This window comes from Candidatus Eisenbacteria bacterium, assembly GCA_013140805.1.
Classification (GTDB): Bacteria; Eisenbacteria; RBG-16-71-46; order RBG-16-71-46; family RBG-16-71-46; genus JABFRW01.
On the sequence record JABFRW010000061.1, the window covers coordinates 1 to 14,983 of the forward strand.

11 protein-coding genes are annotated in these 14,983 nt (G+C 68.5%); all 11 read right to left on the reverse strand.

Annotated elements, in window-relative coordinates; translation table 11 throughout:
- On the reverse strand, positions 1–2,786 hold a 2,786-nt coding region (secA, locus tag HOP12_05675), incomplete at its 3' end, for a preprotein translocase subunit SecA (GenBank protein ID NOT33645.1).
- A gap of 132 nt (positions 2,787–2,918) precedes the next feature.
- The gene (locus tag HOP12_05680) at positions 2,919–3,116 is read right to left on the reverse strand and encodes a cold shock domain-containing protein (GenBank protein NOT33646.1); all 198 of its coding nucleotides are present in this window, start codon (positions 3,114–3,116) and stop codon (positions 2,919–2,921) included.
- 207 nt (positions 3,117–3,323) lie between these two features.
- Positions 3,324–4,265 (reverse strand): tetratricopeptide repeat protein, encoded by a 942-nt coding sequence (locus tag HOP12_05685; protein NOT33647.1) that lies wholly within the window; start codon positions 4,263–4,265, stop codon positions 3,324–3,326.
- Complete coding sequence (locus tag HOP12_05690; protein ID NOT33648.1) at positions 4,262–4,933, reverse strand: hypothetical protein; 672 nt, start codon at positions 4,931–4,933, stop codon at positions 4,262–4,264. The genes HOP12_05685 and HOP12_05690 overlap by 4 nt, the downstream gene beginning before the upstream one ends.
- Before the next feature lie 42 nt (positions 4,934–4,975).
- Positions 4,976–6,517: a glutamine-hydrolyzing GMP synthase gene (gene guaA, locus HOP12_05695; GenBank protein ID NOT33649.1), complete on the reverse strand. Its 1,542-nt coding sequence runs from the start codon at positions 6,515–6,517 to the stop codon at positions 4,976–4,978.
- Positions 6,517–8,094, reverse strand: coding sequence for a bifunctional phosphoribosylaminoimidazolecarboxamide formyltransferase/IMP cyclohydrolase (gene purH, locus HOP12_05700; GenBank protein NOT33650.1), 1,578 nt, complete (start codon positions 8,092–8,094; stop codon positions 6,517–6,519). The genes guaA and purH overlap by 1 nt, the downstream gene beginning before the upstream one ends.
- Positions 8,091–8,984: a phosphoribosylaminoimidazolesuccinocarboxamide synthase gene (locus HOP12_05705; GenBank protein NOT33651.1), complete on the reverse strand. Its 894-nt coding sequence runs from the start codon at positions 8,982–8,984 to the stop codon at positions 8,091–8,093. The genes purH and HOP12_05705 overlap by 4 nt, the downstream gene beginning before the upstream one ends.
- A complete protein-coding gene (locus HOP12_05710) occupies positions 8,981–9,736 on the reverse strand; it encodes an HAD family hydrolase (GenBank protein NOT33652.1) in 756 nt (251 codons plus the stop codon). The genes HOP12_05705 and HOP12_05710 overlap by 4 nt, the downstream gene beginning before the upstream one ends.
- Positions 9,729–10,358: a phosphoribosylglycinamide formyltransferase gene (locus HOP12_05715; protein ID NOT33653.1), complete on the reverse strand. Its 630-nt coding sequence runs from the start codon at positions 10,356–10,358 to the stop codon at positions 9,729–9,731. Before HOP12_05715 ends, HOP12_05710 begins: the two co-directional genes overlap by 8 nt.
- Positions 10,359–10,387: 29 nt before the next feature.
- Positions 10,388–12,754, reverse strand: a complete 2,367-nt coding sequence (locus tag HOP12_05720) for a DNA internalization-related competence protein ComEC/Rec2 (GenBank protein NOT33654.1) — start codon at positions 12,752–12,754, stop codon at positions 10,388–10,390.
- A gap of 141 nt (positions 12,755–12,895) precedes the next feature.
- On the reverse strand, positions 12,896–14,983 hold a 2,088-nt coding region (locus tag HOP12_05725; protein ID NOT33655.1), incomplete at its 5' end, for a PEGA domain-containing protein.

Sequence of the window (14,983 nt, forward strand, 5' to 3'; positions counted from 1 at the left end):
ACCCGGAACAGCTGCTTCACGAAGTCGTCGTTCGTCTCCTGCACCAGGGTCTCGAACAGGTTGAAGGCTTCCTTCTTGTACTCGAGCAGCGGGTCCTTCTGCCCGTACGCCCGCAGACCGATCCCGCCCTTGAGGTGATCCAGCTCGTAGAGGTGATCGCGCCAGTGCTGGTCGATCGCCATGAGATAGAGCTGACGCTCCACCCAGCGCAGCGCCGGGAACGGCTCCGGCACTTCGGCTCCGGGCGGGCCCTCGGGCACCAGCATGCCGAGTTCCTGTTCGCGCGCCCGATAGGCTTCGACGCCGATCTCGACCGCGGTGTCTTCGAGTGCCTCGTAGCTCGTGGCCGTCTCGAGCCGTTCGATCGCGACCGGTCGGGTCAGCAGATACGACAGCTCGTCGGCGAGGCCCCGCAGGTTCCAGTCGCCGGCGTGCGCCTGGGCGCCTCCGGTCGCCTTGCTGACACGATCGCGCACCGACTCCTCGACCGCATCGAGCACGTTCTCACTGATGTCGTTCGCGAGCAGCGCCTTGTTGCGCAGGTCGTAGACGACCGTGCGCTGCTGGTTCATGACGTTGTCGTACTCGAGCAGATGCTTGCGGATGTCGAAGTTGTGCGCCTCGACGCGCTTCTGCGCTCGGCCGATCGAGGCGGTGACGATCGGGTGCTCGATGACCTCGCCTTCCTGCACGCCCATGCGCTGCATGAGGCCTGAAATCCGCTCGCTGCCGAACAGACGCATGAGATCGTCTTCGAGCGACAGATAGAAACGCGACTCGCCGGGATCGCCCTGCCGACCCGCGCGACCGCGCAACTGCCGGTCGATGCGGCGCGACTCGTGCCGCTCGGTTCCGATGATGCGCAGTCCGCCGACGTCGGGAATACCGGCGCCGAGCTTGATGTCGGTGCCGCGGCCGGCCATGTTGGTCGCGATCGTGACGGCGCCCTTCTGACCCGCCTGCGAAACGATCTCGGCTTCCTGCTGGTGGTACTTGGCGTTCAGCACGCTGTGCTTGACGCCGCGGCGCTTGAGCATGCGCGACAGCAATTCGCTGACCTCGACGCTGATGGTGCCGACCAGCACCGGCTGCCCGCGTTCGTGGCACTGCGCGATCTCTTCGACCACCGCATTGAACTTCTCGCGCTTGGTGCGGAACACCACGTCGTCGTGGTCCGCGCGCATCACCTTGCGATGGGTCGGGATCATTGCAACGTCGAGCTTGTAGATCTCCCAGAACTCGTGCGACTCGGTCTCCGCGGTGCCGGTCATGCCGCCGAGCTTCTCGTACATGCGGAAGAAGTTCTGCAGCGTGATGGTCGCGAGCGTCTGCGTCTCGCCCTCGATCCTCACCCCTTCCTTCGCCTCGATCGCCTGGTGCAGTCCGTCCGAGTAACGCCGGCCCGGCATCAGTCGGCCGGTGAACTCGTCGACGATCAGGATCTTGTCGTCCTGGACCACGTACTCGACGTCGCGATCGAACAGCGTGTAGGCCTTGAGCAGCGCGAGGATGTTGTGGATCTTCTCGTTCTTCGAGGCGTAGGCGCGGTAGATCTGTTCGCGCTCGGCGATGCGGGCGTTGGCGTCCAGGTCCTCACGCCCCTCGAGCTCGCTGAGCTGTCCGGCCAGATCCGGCACCACGAAGCGCTCGGCGTCGTTCGGCGACAGGTATTCGCGGCCGATGTCCTGAAGATCGATGTTCCGAGCGCGCTCGTCGATCGCGTAGTAGAGCAGGTCGTCGATCTCGCTCATGCGCTTGTCGCGGATCACGCCCAGCTCGGTCGACACCACCATCCGCTTGAACTCGGGGCGTTCGGAGATGAGCTTGAGGTAGCGCTTGTGCTTGGGGGCCGCGCGCTGGATGCGCAGCAGCTGGACTCCCAGCTCTGCGGCCTTGCTCTTGTCGTCGAGCATCGCCTCGGCTTCGGTCATCCATTGGGCGACCAGCTGGTGCTGCGCCTTGACCAGACGGTCGACCAGCGGCTTCAGCTCGTCGAAGGCCTGGTCGCTGTGCTCGACCGGTCCCGAGATGATGAGGGGGGTACGCGCTTCGTCGATCAGCACCGAGTCCACTTCGTCGACGATCGCGTACACGAACCCGCGCTGCACCCGGTGATCCGGGCGCACCGCCATGTTGTCGCGCAGGTAGTCGAAGCCGAACTCGTTGTTGGTGCCGTACGTGATGTCGCAGCTGTACTGCGCCCGACGCGTGGTCGGATCCATCTGGCTCTGAATGCAGCCGACCGTGAGTCCCAGCCACGTGTAGATCTGCCCCATCCATTCGCTGTCGCGACGGGCGAGGTAGTCGTTGACGGTCACCAGGTGCGCACCGCGGCCGGTGAGGGCGTTCAGGTAGAGCGGCATGGTGGCGACCAGGGTCTTGCCCTCGCCGGTGGCCATCTCGGCGATGCGACCCTCGTGGAGCATGGTGGCGCCGATCAGCTGCTCGTCGTAGGGGACGATCTCCCACTGAATCGGGATCCCCACCACGTCCCAGTTCTGTCCGCACAGTCGCCGGCACGCTTCCTTGACCGCGGCAAACGCCTCGGGCAGCAGATCGTCGAGGGCGGCGCGTTCGGCCTTGCGGCGTTCGGTGGGGTCCTCGACCCCCTCGATCGCGGCGGCGATGCGCCCCCGGAACTCCCCGGTCTTGGCGCGCAGCGCCTCGTCGGACAGGGCCTTGAAGGCTTCGACGTGCTGATTGATCTCGTCGACGATCGGGCGGACCCGCTTCACCTCGCGGTCGTGCTTCGACCCGAACACGGTTTTCATCAGAGCTTCGAGCATGGGCCTCAATATAGAGGGAGTGTCAAGCGCGGGGGCGGCCGGGGTCGGGTCCGGGCCTTCGGCTGGCGCCGAGTCGCCAAGCGCGACGGCCCGATGCTGGGCATCGGGCCGCGCGGCCTCCGGGAATGAACTTCAAACTTTCGTTACATGCGTGGCTTCCTCGCCACGCTCGCCGGCCTTCACTTCGAATTCGACCTGCTCACCTTCGTGGAGCGTCCGGAATCCTCGGCCCTCGATGGACGAATGGTGGACGAAGACTTCGCTCTCCCCGTTGCTGATGAATCCGTAACCCTTCTGATCGTTAAACCATTTGACGGTGCCTTGCGCCATGGAAATCCCCTCATGGGTGGATGTCCAACGCCGGCCCGGAGGCGATGGCGGCAGGTTGCTCCCGGCTCGCGAACAGGTCAAGCGTGAACTTCCGGGGCTCTTTCAAGTTGCGTGACCGCAATCGCGTGGCGGGCTGATTTGACGTTCTCGTGAAGGGCCAGTCGCGGCTCGACCCCCGTCGAACGGCCCCTCGGATGCGACTCGGCTCTAAGAGATGCGCGGGTCGACTTCCGAAGCGCGCCGGCCATTGCGGCGGCGCGCCCACGATTCCTCGAGCTGCCGGGCGACCGCGTGCTCGGGGTCCGCGTGCAGCACCAGCGCAAGCTGTTCGCCGGCCTGCGTCGCGTCCCCCGCGGCCTCGAGCGCTCGCGCGAACGAGACCCGCGCATCGTGGTACTCCGGATTCAGCTCGAGTGCGCGCGCGAGCGAGCCGATCGCGTCGTCCAGGCGCCCGCAGTCCAGCTCGGCGACGCCGAGGACGTGATGCGCGTCGGCGTACGCTTCGTGACGCCCCACCACGCCGCGCACCAGATCCGCCGCGCGCTCCGAGTCGCCGGCCGCGAGGCGCTCGCGTGCCAGACGCAGCGTCGCCTCGATATTCGGGTCCGCGATCCGCAGCGCTCGCTTGAAGAACGCCTCGGCCTCGTCCCAGTCCGCCTCCTCGAGTCGCGCGATGCCCTGCCGGAACACGCGCGTGTCCTCGGCCGGCAGTTCGGCACCCAGTTTGCGAAACGCATCGAGCGATTCGGCCAGCAACCCGTCGCGCGCATCGAGCAGCGCGAGTTCGACGCGCGCCGCGGTGTAGCCGGGATTGAGGCGGAGCGCACGTTCGAGCGCGTGGCGTGCCTCGGCCCGATGCTGCAACGCGTTCAGCAGGCACGCGTGCTGGAACTGCAGGTCGGCGAAGTCCGGTGCAAGTCGCACCGCGTGCGCGAGGGCGTCGTTCGCCTCGGCAATCGCGCCCTGCTTGAGGGCGATGCGGGCGATCGAGGTGAGCGCGTCGACGAAGGGCGCCCGGCTCGAGCGCGAGGCGCGACGCGAAGGCGCGAGCGAAAGGGCGGCGGCAATCGCCGCGGCGAATTGCCCCTCGCGCGCATGCGCGAGCGCGGCATCGAAGTCGGCCGGCGCCGGCCCGGAACGTGGACTCACGGGGCCCCCCACAGGAATCGCATCAGGAATCCCGACACCAGCGTGATGCCGAGATTGTCGTCGAGGGGTATCGGCAGGAGCTCGACCAGACTTGCGATCAGTGCGCCGGCGATCACGACCGGCCACGGCAGGAATCCGGCGACGGCGAGAAACGACGCCCACGCCAGGCAGGCGACCAGCCCTCCGGCCGCGCCCTCGACCGACTTGTTGAAGATGCGGGTGCGGCCGTACGCCTTGCCGACCAGCGCCGCGACGCCGTCGCCGAGCACCGTGAATCCGATCGCGGCCGCCGCGATCGGCCGCGGAAAGATCTCGATCGCGAGCACCGCCGCGATCAGCAGATAGGTGGAGCCGAGCAGATTGAGATCTTCGTGCTCGCGAATCATCTGACCGAAGAAGCGACGGAAGAACTCGCGCACGCGGCGATCGTGAATCCGGATCACGTCGATCGAGATCGCCGTGACGGTGAGCGCGATCAGGAACACCGCCCACTGCCCGCGTCCGCGGGGCCACGGCAACCACTGATAGAGCAGACCGAGCGGGAGAATCACCGCCGCGATGTGGATCGCTTTGCGCTGCGCTTCGGTGAGCCACGATTTCGAGCGGAGCGGTGCGAACGGGTCGTCGGGAAGCGAGGGGATGCGTGTGGGGTCGCGGGCCTCGGTCACGGGCGCGACACTAACAGAGACCGGCAGAGGCGGAGCGTTGCACTACTCCCACTCGATGGTGGCGGGCGGCTTGCTCGTGACGTCGTAGACCACGCGGTTCACGCCGCGCACCTCGTTCGCGATTCGGCTCGCGACGCGCGCGAGCAGCGAGGCGGGCAGCCGCGTCCAATCGGCGGTCATGCCGTCCTGGGAGTTGACCGCGCGCAACGCGAGCACCTTCTCGTAGCTGCGCTCGTCGCCCTTCACTCCCACGGTCGAGACCGGGAGCAGCACCGCGAACGCCTGCCAGGTGCGTCCGTACCACCTGGCGCGCCTCAGCTCCTCGATGAAGATCGCATCGGCCTTGCGCAACGTCTCGAGATCCTCGGCGTGGATCGGCCCCAGGATGCGCACCGCGAGCCCCGGGCCCGGGAACGGATGCCGGTCGACCAGATGATCCGGCAGACCCATCGCGCGTCCCAGTTCGCGCACCTCGTCCTTGAACAGCAGCCGCAGTGGCTCGACCAGCTTGAGCTTCATGCGTTCGGGAAGTCCGCCGACGTTGTGGTGCGTCTTGATGACCTGCGAGCCATGTCCCGCCGAAGCGCTCTCGATCACGTCCGGGTAGAGCGTGCCCTGCGCGAGGAACTCGATCGGCCCGTACTTCTTCGCTTCCTCTTCGAATACGGCGATGAACTCCGCACCGATGATCTTTCGCTTCTGTTCGGGATCGGTGACGCCTGCGAGCCGTGTGAGGAACCGCTCGCGCGCGTCCACCACGATCAGGCGCAGGCCACGCTTCGCGCCCAGTTCGCGCGCCACTTCCACTGCTTCGCCCTCGCGCAGCAGTCCGTGGTCCACGAGCACGCACACGAGGCGTGCGCCGATCGCGCGATGACACAGCGTTGCGACCACCGTGCTGTCGACACCGCCCGAGAGACCACACAGGATGTGGCCGTCGCTCCCGACCCGGGTCCGAATGTCGGCGACCGACTGCTTGAGGAAGTTCTTCATGCTCCACCCACCCTTGAGCTTCGCGATGCGGAACAGGAAGTTCGCGAGCACCTGCTTTCCGTAGGGCGAGTGGACGACCTCGGGATGGAACTGGATCAGGTGGAACGGCAGCTTCTCGTGCTGAGCTGCGGCGAATGCGCAGTTGGAAGTGTGCGCGGTCTTCACCCAGCCGGGGCCCAGCGCCTGCACTTCATCGCCGTGACTCATCCACGCGCGGAATCGCTTCGGTACTCCGGTGAAGAGTGGCGTGCGCTTGTCCTGGATGAACGTCGCGGTGCCGTACTCGGCGCGCTCGGCCCTGGCGACCGCACCCCCATGGAGCTGCATGGTCGCCTGGAAGCCGTAGCAGATGCCGAGTGTCGGCTTCTTGAGCGCATAGATTCCGGCATCGGGCATCGGAGCAGTGGCGCGATAGCCACTCGCAGGCGAGCCGCCGAGGATCAGCGCGCTCGGCTTGCGCGCCGCGATCTCCGCGGCCAAGGTCGTTCCCGGAACGATCTCGGAGAACACCCCGGCCTCGCGCACGCGCCGCGCGATCAGCTGTGTGTACTGGGAACCGAAGTCGAGAATGAGCACGAGTTCACGAGACATCAGTGCCGGAACTCCCGCCGCCCGGTGAACAGCATCGCGATGCCGTGCGTGTCGCACGCCGCAACGACCTCGTCGTCGCGCATCGAGCCGCCGGGCTGCACGACCGCGACGATCCCGGCCTCGGCCGCGTGATGGATGTTGTCGGCGAACGGGAAGAACCCGTCGCTCGCGAGCACCGCGCCCTGCAGTTCGTGTTTCGCGCGCCGCGCCTTCATGAGCGCAACGTCGACGGCATCGACGCGGCTCGTCTGTCCGGAGCCGAGCCCGATGAGTTGCCTGCCGCGCGCAATCACGATCGCGTTGGATCGTGCCGCCGCGCACACGCGCCATGCGAACTCGAGCGACGCGCGTTCGTCGACACCGGGCGAGCGTTTCGTTGCGACGCGCCATCCACCCGCGGACCCAGGCCCATCCAGGTTCGACTTGGAGCTCTGAGCGACCGGCTCGGCACCGCTCTCCCGCTGCAACAACACCCACGGCCCGAGTGCTCGGGCCGACCACGCGTCGACTGGCTCAAGTGCCTGCGCCGCAAGCCGAACGACGCGTAGGTTCTTCTTCTTCTGGAGCTCGAGCTCGGCACCCGTTCCAAAGTCGGGCGCCACGACGACCTCCATGAAGTGCCCCGCTGTCGCCTCCGCGGTGGCACGATCGAGCGGACGGTTGAAGGCGACGATTCCGCCGAACGCGGACTGTTCGTCGGAGCGTAACGCAGCGGCATATGCCTCTCCGACTGTCGGCGCGCATGCGACCCCGCACGGTTCGTTGTGTTTGACGATCACGCACGCCGGCGACTCGAAGCGACCGACCAGCGTGACGGCCGCGTGCACGTCGACCAGGTTGTTGTACGAAAGCTCCTTCCCTTCCCGCGCCGCATCGAGGCCGGCCATCGCGCCGGCACGCACGTAGAGTGCCGCCTGCTGATGCGGATTCTCGCCATAGCGCAGACCGCGCACGCGCTCGAGCGAGAGCAGGTAGTTCGAAGGCGTCTCCTCCCCGCCGCGACGCGCCAGCTCATTCGCGATCGCGGCATCGTAACGCGCGGTGCGCGCGAATGCGGCGATCGCCCATGCGCGACGCTGTTCGGGACTCGGTCCAGCGCCCTCGAAGGCCGCGAGGACCTCGGCGTACTGCGCCGGTGAGTGGACCACCACGACGTGCTCGTGATTCTTGGCGGCCGCGCGCAGCAGCGCGACGCCTCCGATGTCGATTTCCTCGATCGCGGCCGCGTCGTCGAGCGAAGTCGCGCGGGCTTCGAACGGATAGAGCGTCACCGCAACCAGGTCGATCGCCTCGATGCCGCGCTCTTCGAGCGCGACCATGTCCTCGTCGAGCCCACGCCGTGCGAGGATCGCTCCGTGCACGTGCGGGTGGAGCGTCTTCACCCGCCCGCCGAGCATCTCGGGGAATCCGGTCACGTCCTCGACCGCCGTCACTTCGAGGCCGGCGTCGCGCAGGTGTTTCGCGGTGCCACCCGAGCCCACCAGCCTCGTGCCGTGCGCGGCGAGCACGCGCGCGAACTCGACGACACCCGCCTTGTCGGAGAGCGACAGCAATGCGGCGCGCGGCCAGTTCGTCACGCGACGCCCGTGAGACGCCGCATCGCTTCGCGGTAGCGCTCGGAAGTCCGGGCCACCACCTCGTCGGGCAATGCCGGCGCAGGAGGCTCGTGGTTCCAACCGGATGCGTCGAGCCAGTCGCGCACATACTGCTTGTCGAACGACAGCAACCGCCCCGCTTCGTACTCCGCGCGGTCCCAGTAGCGCGACGAGTCGGGCGACAGGATCTCGTCGATGAGAGTCAACGCACCGTCCACCCATCCGAATTCGAACTTGGTGTCGGCGAGCACCAGTCCGCGCCCCCACGCGAAGCTCCGCGCCTCTTCATAGAGCGCGAGCGTGCGATCCCGCAACTGCGTCGCGACCCCGGCGCCCACGCGGCTCACGACCTCGTCGAACGAGACGTTTTGATCGTGGCCCGACTCTTCCTTGGTGGCCGGCGTGAAGATCGCAGGATCGAGACGCGATCCATCGTGCAACCCTGTCGGTAACGCGACGCCGCACACCGAACCGGCCGCCTGGTACTCCCGCCAGCCCGAGCCGGTGAGGTAGCCGCGCGCCACGCACTCGATGTCGACGCGGTCGGCGCGACGCACCAGCATGCTGCGCCCTTCGAGCGGCTCGGCGTGATCGCGAAACGGCGCCGGGAATTCGCGCGGGTCGGCGCTCACGAAGTGATGCGGGCGCGCGTTCACCAGCGCGCGGAACCAGAACGCCGAGAGTTGAGTGAGCACCGCACCCTTGTGCGGAATCGGCGTGGGAAGGATGCAGTCGTACGCCGAGAGCCGATCGCTCGCCACGATCACCAGGTGCTCCGGGCCGGCTTCGTAGACCGAGCGCACCTTGCCCTGTCGCCATGGCGTAAGGCCCGGCAGCTCCACGCGACTCACCGCCGATCCGGTTGCGATCACCGCGTCCCCGCCGCGACCGAGCGGGACGACGCGATCTGGAAGCGCGCCTCGATGTGCGCCGGCAGCTCTCCGATCGAGGCGATCCGCGGCGCACCGTCTGCGGCGTAATCGTCACTGGGGTCGATCAGCACGAAGTGCATGCCGGCAGCCGCCGAGCCCACCTCGTCGACCGATCGGATGTCGCCGACATACAGCGCGCGATCGGGAGCGACGCCCATTCGCCCGAGTGCGATCTGGAAGATGCGCGGGTCCGGCTTCTCGACGCCGACGAGCTGCGAGTCGACCACGAACTCATGGCCCTCGAGCACGCCCGAATTCTTCAAGTGATGCGCCGCGCGACCGTCCGAGTTCGAGACCACGCAGCGCCGCAGCCCGAGCTGCGCGACCTGATCGAGCACCGTGCGCGCGCCCTCGTTCTGGCGTGCCCACAGTCCGCTTTGACGCTCGCGCGACAGGAAGCGCACCACCAGAATCTCGATGCTGTGGTGCGGCAGACCGGCGGCGAGCAGCATGCCGCCGAAGTACCAGCGCACGTCGCCACGCGCTCCGAGCGGCTGTGCGGCATCGGACCACAGCGCCGAGTGGCTGCGATCGTAGCGACGACGCCCCGCGACCTCCGCGCGCCGCAGCTCGGGCGCCGAAACGTCGTAGCCGTATTCGCGCACGATGGCGCTCATCCACTCGAAGTCGAGGCGCACGAGAGTGCCGCCGGCATCGAACACCACCGCTTCCAGCATCGGTCGATCAACCACGGGGACCTCCCGCAGGCACGCCGTCGAACACGATTCGACGTCCGTCCCGCCGCCAGGATTCGGTGGTGAAGCGACGCACCGCGGCCGGATAGAGCCGGTGCTCCGCCTCGTGAACGCGTGCTACGAGCGATTCCAGCGGTTCTCCCTCGCGCACGTCGACGACCGACTGCGCGAGAATCGGGCCGCTGTCCAGACCCTCGTCGACCATGTGAACGGTGCATCCAGTCGCGTGCACGCCGTGCTGCCACGCCTGACGGATCGCATCGAGCCCCGGAAAGGCGGGCAGCAACGATGGGTGCAGGTTCAACAACTGATCGCGGAATGCCGAGATGAACGGTGTGTGCAGTCGGCGCATGAAACCCGCGAGCAGGACACAGTCGACGCCACGATCCTTCAGCGCCTCGATCCAGGGCGTCTCGTCCTCGAGCCGCGTGCGAAAGCGGCCCACCGGAAGCACGAGCGCCTCGATACCGAGACGGCGCGCACGATCAAGCACCGGAGCCTCCGGGCGATCGCTGACGAGAGCGGCGATGTGTCCACCGAGTTCGCCTCTCTGGGCAGCAGTCGCGAGGGCTTCGAAGTTCGTTCCGGATCCGGAAGCTAGAACGCCGAGCGTGCGCATGACGGGGTGGTGGAATTCGAGTCCGCAATCTACCAGCGGGCGCGTCTCCAGTCCACGAGCCGCACGCTGTCCGCGTCGAACTCGAACCACAGCGCGCCCTCGAGGTCGGTTCGATGAACCTGCGCTCCCGCATCACCGAGTCGCGCGAGTGCCGCGGCATTCGGATGCCCGAAGCGATTGCGGCGCCCGCACGAGATCGCAGCGAACCGCGGGGCGATCGTGGCGAGGAACCGGGCGCCACTCGACGAACCGGAGCCGTGATGGCCGACCTTGAGCAACGTGATTCGCGTACGCGCCGTCGCGGTCGACTCGCTCCCGCCCGAGCTCGGCCACCCACCGACCAGCGACTCGGCGATCGCCGCCTCGACCAGACTGTCCGCGTCACCGGTCAACAGCGCACTCGAAGCCTGATTGCCGACTCGCAGCACGATCGAGCTCGCGTTGTCGGTTCGCTCGACCGAGTCGCGGGGCGGCCACAGTCGCACGACCGCGGGATGCTCACGCAGCTGCCGCGGCTCATCGGAACGCAGGACCGGCAACGCTTCTCTCACCGCGTGCACGCCACCGGCGTGATCGAGATCGGAGTGCGTGACGATGAGCCTTTGAAGGCCCCGCACCCCGGCCCAGCGGAGAAACGGCAGCACCACGTCGCGCGCGGCATCGCGCTGGGGTGTTCGAGGTCCGGCGTCCACCAGCCACCAGCCGTCCGCAAAGCCGAGCGCCAGCGACTCGCCCTGCCCGACATCGAGCACCACGAGCCACCAGCGTCCCGGCGGAGGTCGCAGCGGCCGCGCGCCGACCGCGAGTACCAGCGCCAGCAGCCACGCTGCGGCACCAAGCCGCCAGCGGCGACGAGTCGCGCGCTGACGGGCGGGATCGCTCGCCTGCTGCATGCGCGCTCCGATCGAACGCGGCGTGTCGGCGGCCATGCACCACAGCAGCGCACCCGACGCGGCACTCGCGACGAGCAGTCCCCCGTGTCCGACCGTGAGCTGAGCGTGCGGCACGCGCGCGGCGAGGCTCGCGCAGCCGCGCAACGCCGCTGCGAGTGCTTCGCTGGCCGAGAACAGCAGCGCGCCGCTGCCCGGCAGCATCAGCTCGGCCGCCACGCCGAGCCATGCCGCGGCCAGCAGCAACGCACAGACCGGCACCGCGATCAGATTCGCGAACGAGGTCGCCCACGCAAGCGCATGAAAGCGCGCGATCAGGAGCGGCAGCGCCGTGAGCTGCGCACCACACGTCGGCGCGATCAGGCCCGCCACCACCTTCAACGCTCGCGGCATTCGAGCGCGCACCGCTCGATCGATGAGCGGCGCGAGCAACACCAGTCCGAGCGTCGCTGCGAACGAGAGCTGAAAGCCAAGGTCGCCGGCCCAGCCCGGGGCCAGCGCCAGCAGCGCGAACGCCGAGAGTGCGAGCGCCTGAAGCGAATCGAGTGCTCGGCCGGTGGCGCGGGCCAGCGCCGCGAACGCCGCGCTCACCACCGCGCGCAGCAGCGACGGGATCATGCCCGCGAGCCCCGCATAGAGCAGCGCCGCGCCGGCGTTCGACGCCGCACGCGCGACCACCCCACCGCCGGCTGCCGCGACCAGCGCTTCGGCGGCGGCGGCGAACCACACCACGTGCTGCCCCGAGAGCGCGATGAGATGAGTCAGTCCTGCGGCCTGCAGGTGCCCCGAAAGCTCGGGACTCATGCCGGCGCGGTCCCCGGTCACCAGCGGCAGCACCAGCTCGCGCGCCTCGCTCGACAGTCGCTCGCGCAGTACCTTCTCGATCGCACGTCGCCAGCGCGAGATCGTCGCCCGCGGACTGAACGGAGGGCGCGCTTCGACGACGCGTCCCGCGATCAGGCTCAGGTGTGCGACCAGGTCGTTGGCGCGCGCGATTGCGCGCGAGGAAGCGCCGCCGGGATTGCGGGTCTCGAGCGGCGGCTCGAGTCGCGCCAGCCCTTCGATCGCATCGCCCCACTCGGCTTGCATGCCCGCGGGAAGCCAGGCGCGCACGCGAGCACCCGACGGAAGTCCCGCGGCCGGAGTCAGCAGGCGCGCCGGTGCGTCGGGCCGACCGGATTCGAGCCGCGGATGATCGAGCAGTCGCACCCGCACTCGAACCAGCCGCGCCTCCGCAACCCGATCGCCTTCGCTTCCGCTCGGCGCGGGCGAGTCGACCGCCGGAGTCGCGAGGAGTGCGGCCTCGATCCGATCGAGGCGCGCCTCGCGCGCCGCACCGCGAGCGACACCGGCGGCGAATGCCGCCACCATCAGCCACGCGCTGGCCGCGCGACCCAGGCGCGCACTGCCGAATGACAGGCTCGCCAGCGCGACCCCAACCGCGATCCAGGCGCCGATCACATCCGGCCACGCGCCCGCGAGCACTCCTGCCCACAGCGCGCTCACGACTCCGACGGCGGTGCGACCTCCCATCGGGAAGCAGCATTGCGAGCGGTGTGCCGAACTCGGACCGAGCGGCAGCCCGGGACGAACCGCGAGTCACCGCCGTACGGTGGACTCGGGGTGCACGCAACGACGCCGACGGCGTCAGCGCCCGCTGGCGACCACGCGCGCGGAGGCGATCTCGGTGAAGTACTCGTCACCCTGACGCGTGATCGCACTCACGTACCACAGCGTCTCGCCACCGTCTTCGAATTCGGAGACCGGGAACGGCGCAACCGCACCCGCCGCGAGCGGATTCTCGACCCGCGACATCTCGTAGCGACGCCAGGTGCCATCCGAGCCGCGCACGTGCAGCCACATCTCCCGCACTTCGCGCGGCGGCAGGCCGTCGATCGACACCGTGACCGCACCGGTGCCGTTGGCCGGGAAGCGATTCGGCGCCTGCACTTCGAGCCGCGGGCTCTCGCCGCCGGTTCCGAACTCGAACATCGCGAAGCGTTGATTGCCGCCCGGCAGATCGATGACCTGAATCGGCGGCTCGGTCGCTTGATAGCGCACCCGAACGCTGTGCGGTCCGCGCATCAGTTCGAGCGCCAGCGGCGTGACGCCCTTGAGTTCACCATCGACCCACACCTGAGCGCCGTTGATCGCGCGCGGTTCACCGTCCTGAGTAGTGCTCGCGCGCACCATGATGAGCCCCGTGGACGGCGATTGGATCGGGCGCGGGAGCACCTGCTTCTCTTCGAGCACCCGCACATCGACCGAGTGACCCCACGACGTCATGCCGGGCCCCGAGTAGCGCAGCTGATGCGGTCCCGGCGACAAGCTGTCGACGCGCAACGGGGCGAATCCACGTGCCTGCCCGTCGACCGAGACGGCGACGACCGAGCCGGGCGCCGGGGCGAAGATCTCGAGCGCGCCATACATGACGCCGTCGAGCGCGAGTTTCTGTCCGCGACGTCCCTCCATGTCCCAGCTCTGTTCGCCCCACTGTCCGAACGACAGCGTGACTCGATGCGTGCCGGGCTTGAGCGTGAGCGAGGCCGGGGCGCGTTTTCCGGTGCTGACTCCATCGATCAGAATCGCCGCCCCCTCCGGCCGGCTCTCGACCTCGAGCGCAAAGCTCGGCGCCCTGAGACCGATGGCCGCGAGCAGCGAGGTGATCGGATTCGGCTTGCCGGTCTCGGTGGCATCTCCGGTCAGCATCAAGCCCAGCAACCAGCCGACTCCAACCAGCGCCGCGACGACCGAGCCGACTCCGATCCAGAACCGGCGACCGGTCGGAACCGTGTCGAGGCGTGGTCGCTCGGGCCAGTCCGGATGGAGCGCCGGCTGGCGCCGAGCTCCTCCGGCGGTGGGCGGCTCCGGCATGCGAGCCCACTCAGGAATCGCTACCGCCTCGGACTCGCGCTTGGTTGCGCCGCCCCGATCTCCGAACTCGACCCACTTGGGCTCCGGACCGGACTCGGCGAGTTCCGGTGCAGCGGCCGCCGCGCGCGGACTCATTCCGCTTCCAATCGACTCGAGCTCGAGCGGCACCGGGGCACTCGCATCGAGCGCCGGATCGCGCCGAGCCTCCTCGCCGAGCGTGATCGCACGCGGATCTTCGGGAGGCGCACTTGTCTCGCGCAGCGAGGGTCGTCGCAGACCGGCGGGGAGCCGCGCCGCGGTGATGACCGGGAGCTCTGCGACCGGCGGAGGAGTCGAGCGTTCGATCGGAAGCGGCGGCGGGCCGATCGACTCGATCGGCGGTGTGGTGAGCGCCGTCAGGTCGTCGGGTTCCGGCGAGGGCGGAATCATCGGCTCGCGCAGCGCCGGTGCCGGCTGCAGGTAGAACGGCGCTTCCGAAGAAGACGAGGGCGGTGAAGCGATCGCGGTACCGCCGAGCAGCTCGGCAAGCTCCGCGGCGCTGCGGGCCAGTTCGTCCGCGCGCGCGGTCTGCGTCGCGGCGGCTTCGCTTGCGGTCGGCACGGCGGGCGCCGGTGGTTCGATCGGATGATCGACCGCTGCCGTCTCGGGAGGCGACACTTCGACGCGATTCGAGAACAGATCCTCGCTCAGTCGGACCTCGACGCGCTCCGCCTCGGTGACCGGTCCGCGTCCGAATGATTCGAGATTCGCGAACCACGGAGCGCGATCATCGATCGGCTCGGTCGCCGCCTCACTCAGCGCCGTAGCCGCGGACTCGGTCGCGATGCACGCGACCGAGTCCGCGGCTACGGCGCTGAGTGA

What these genes read in the sequence shown, in the direction of transcription:
- HOP12_05680 (NOT33646.1), bottom strand. Translation starts at nt 3,116, where the DNA reads ATGGCGCAAGGCACCGTCAAATGGTTTAACGATCAGAAGGGTTACGGA.
- guaA (NOT33649.1), bottom strand. Translation starts at nt 6,517, where the DNA reads ATGTCTCGTGAACTCGTGCTCATTCTCGACTTCGGTTCCCAGTACACA.
- HOP12_05715 (NOT33653.1), bottom strand. Translation starts at nt 10,358, where the DNA reads ATGCGCACGCTCGGCGTTCTAGCTTCCGGATCCGGAACGAACTTCGAA.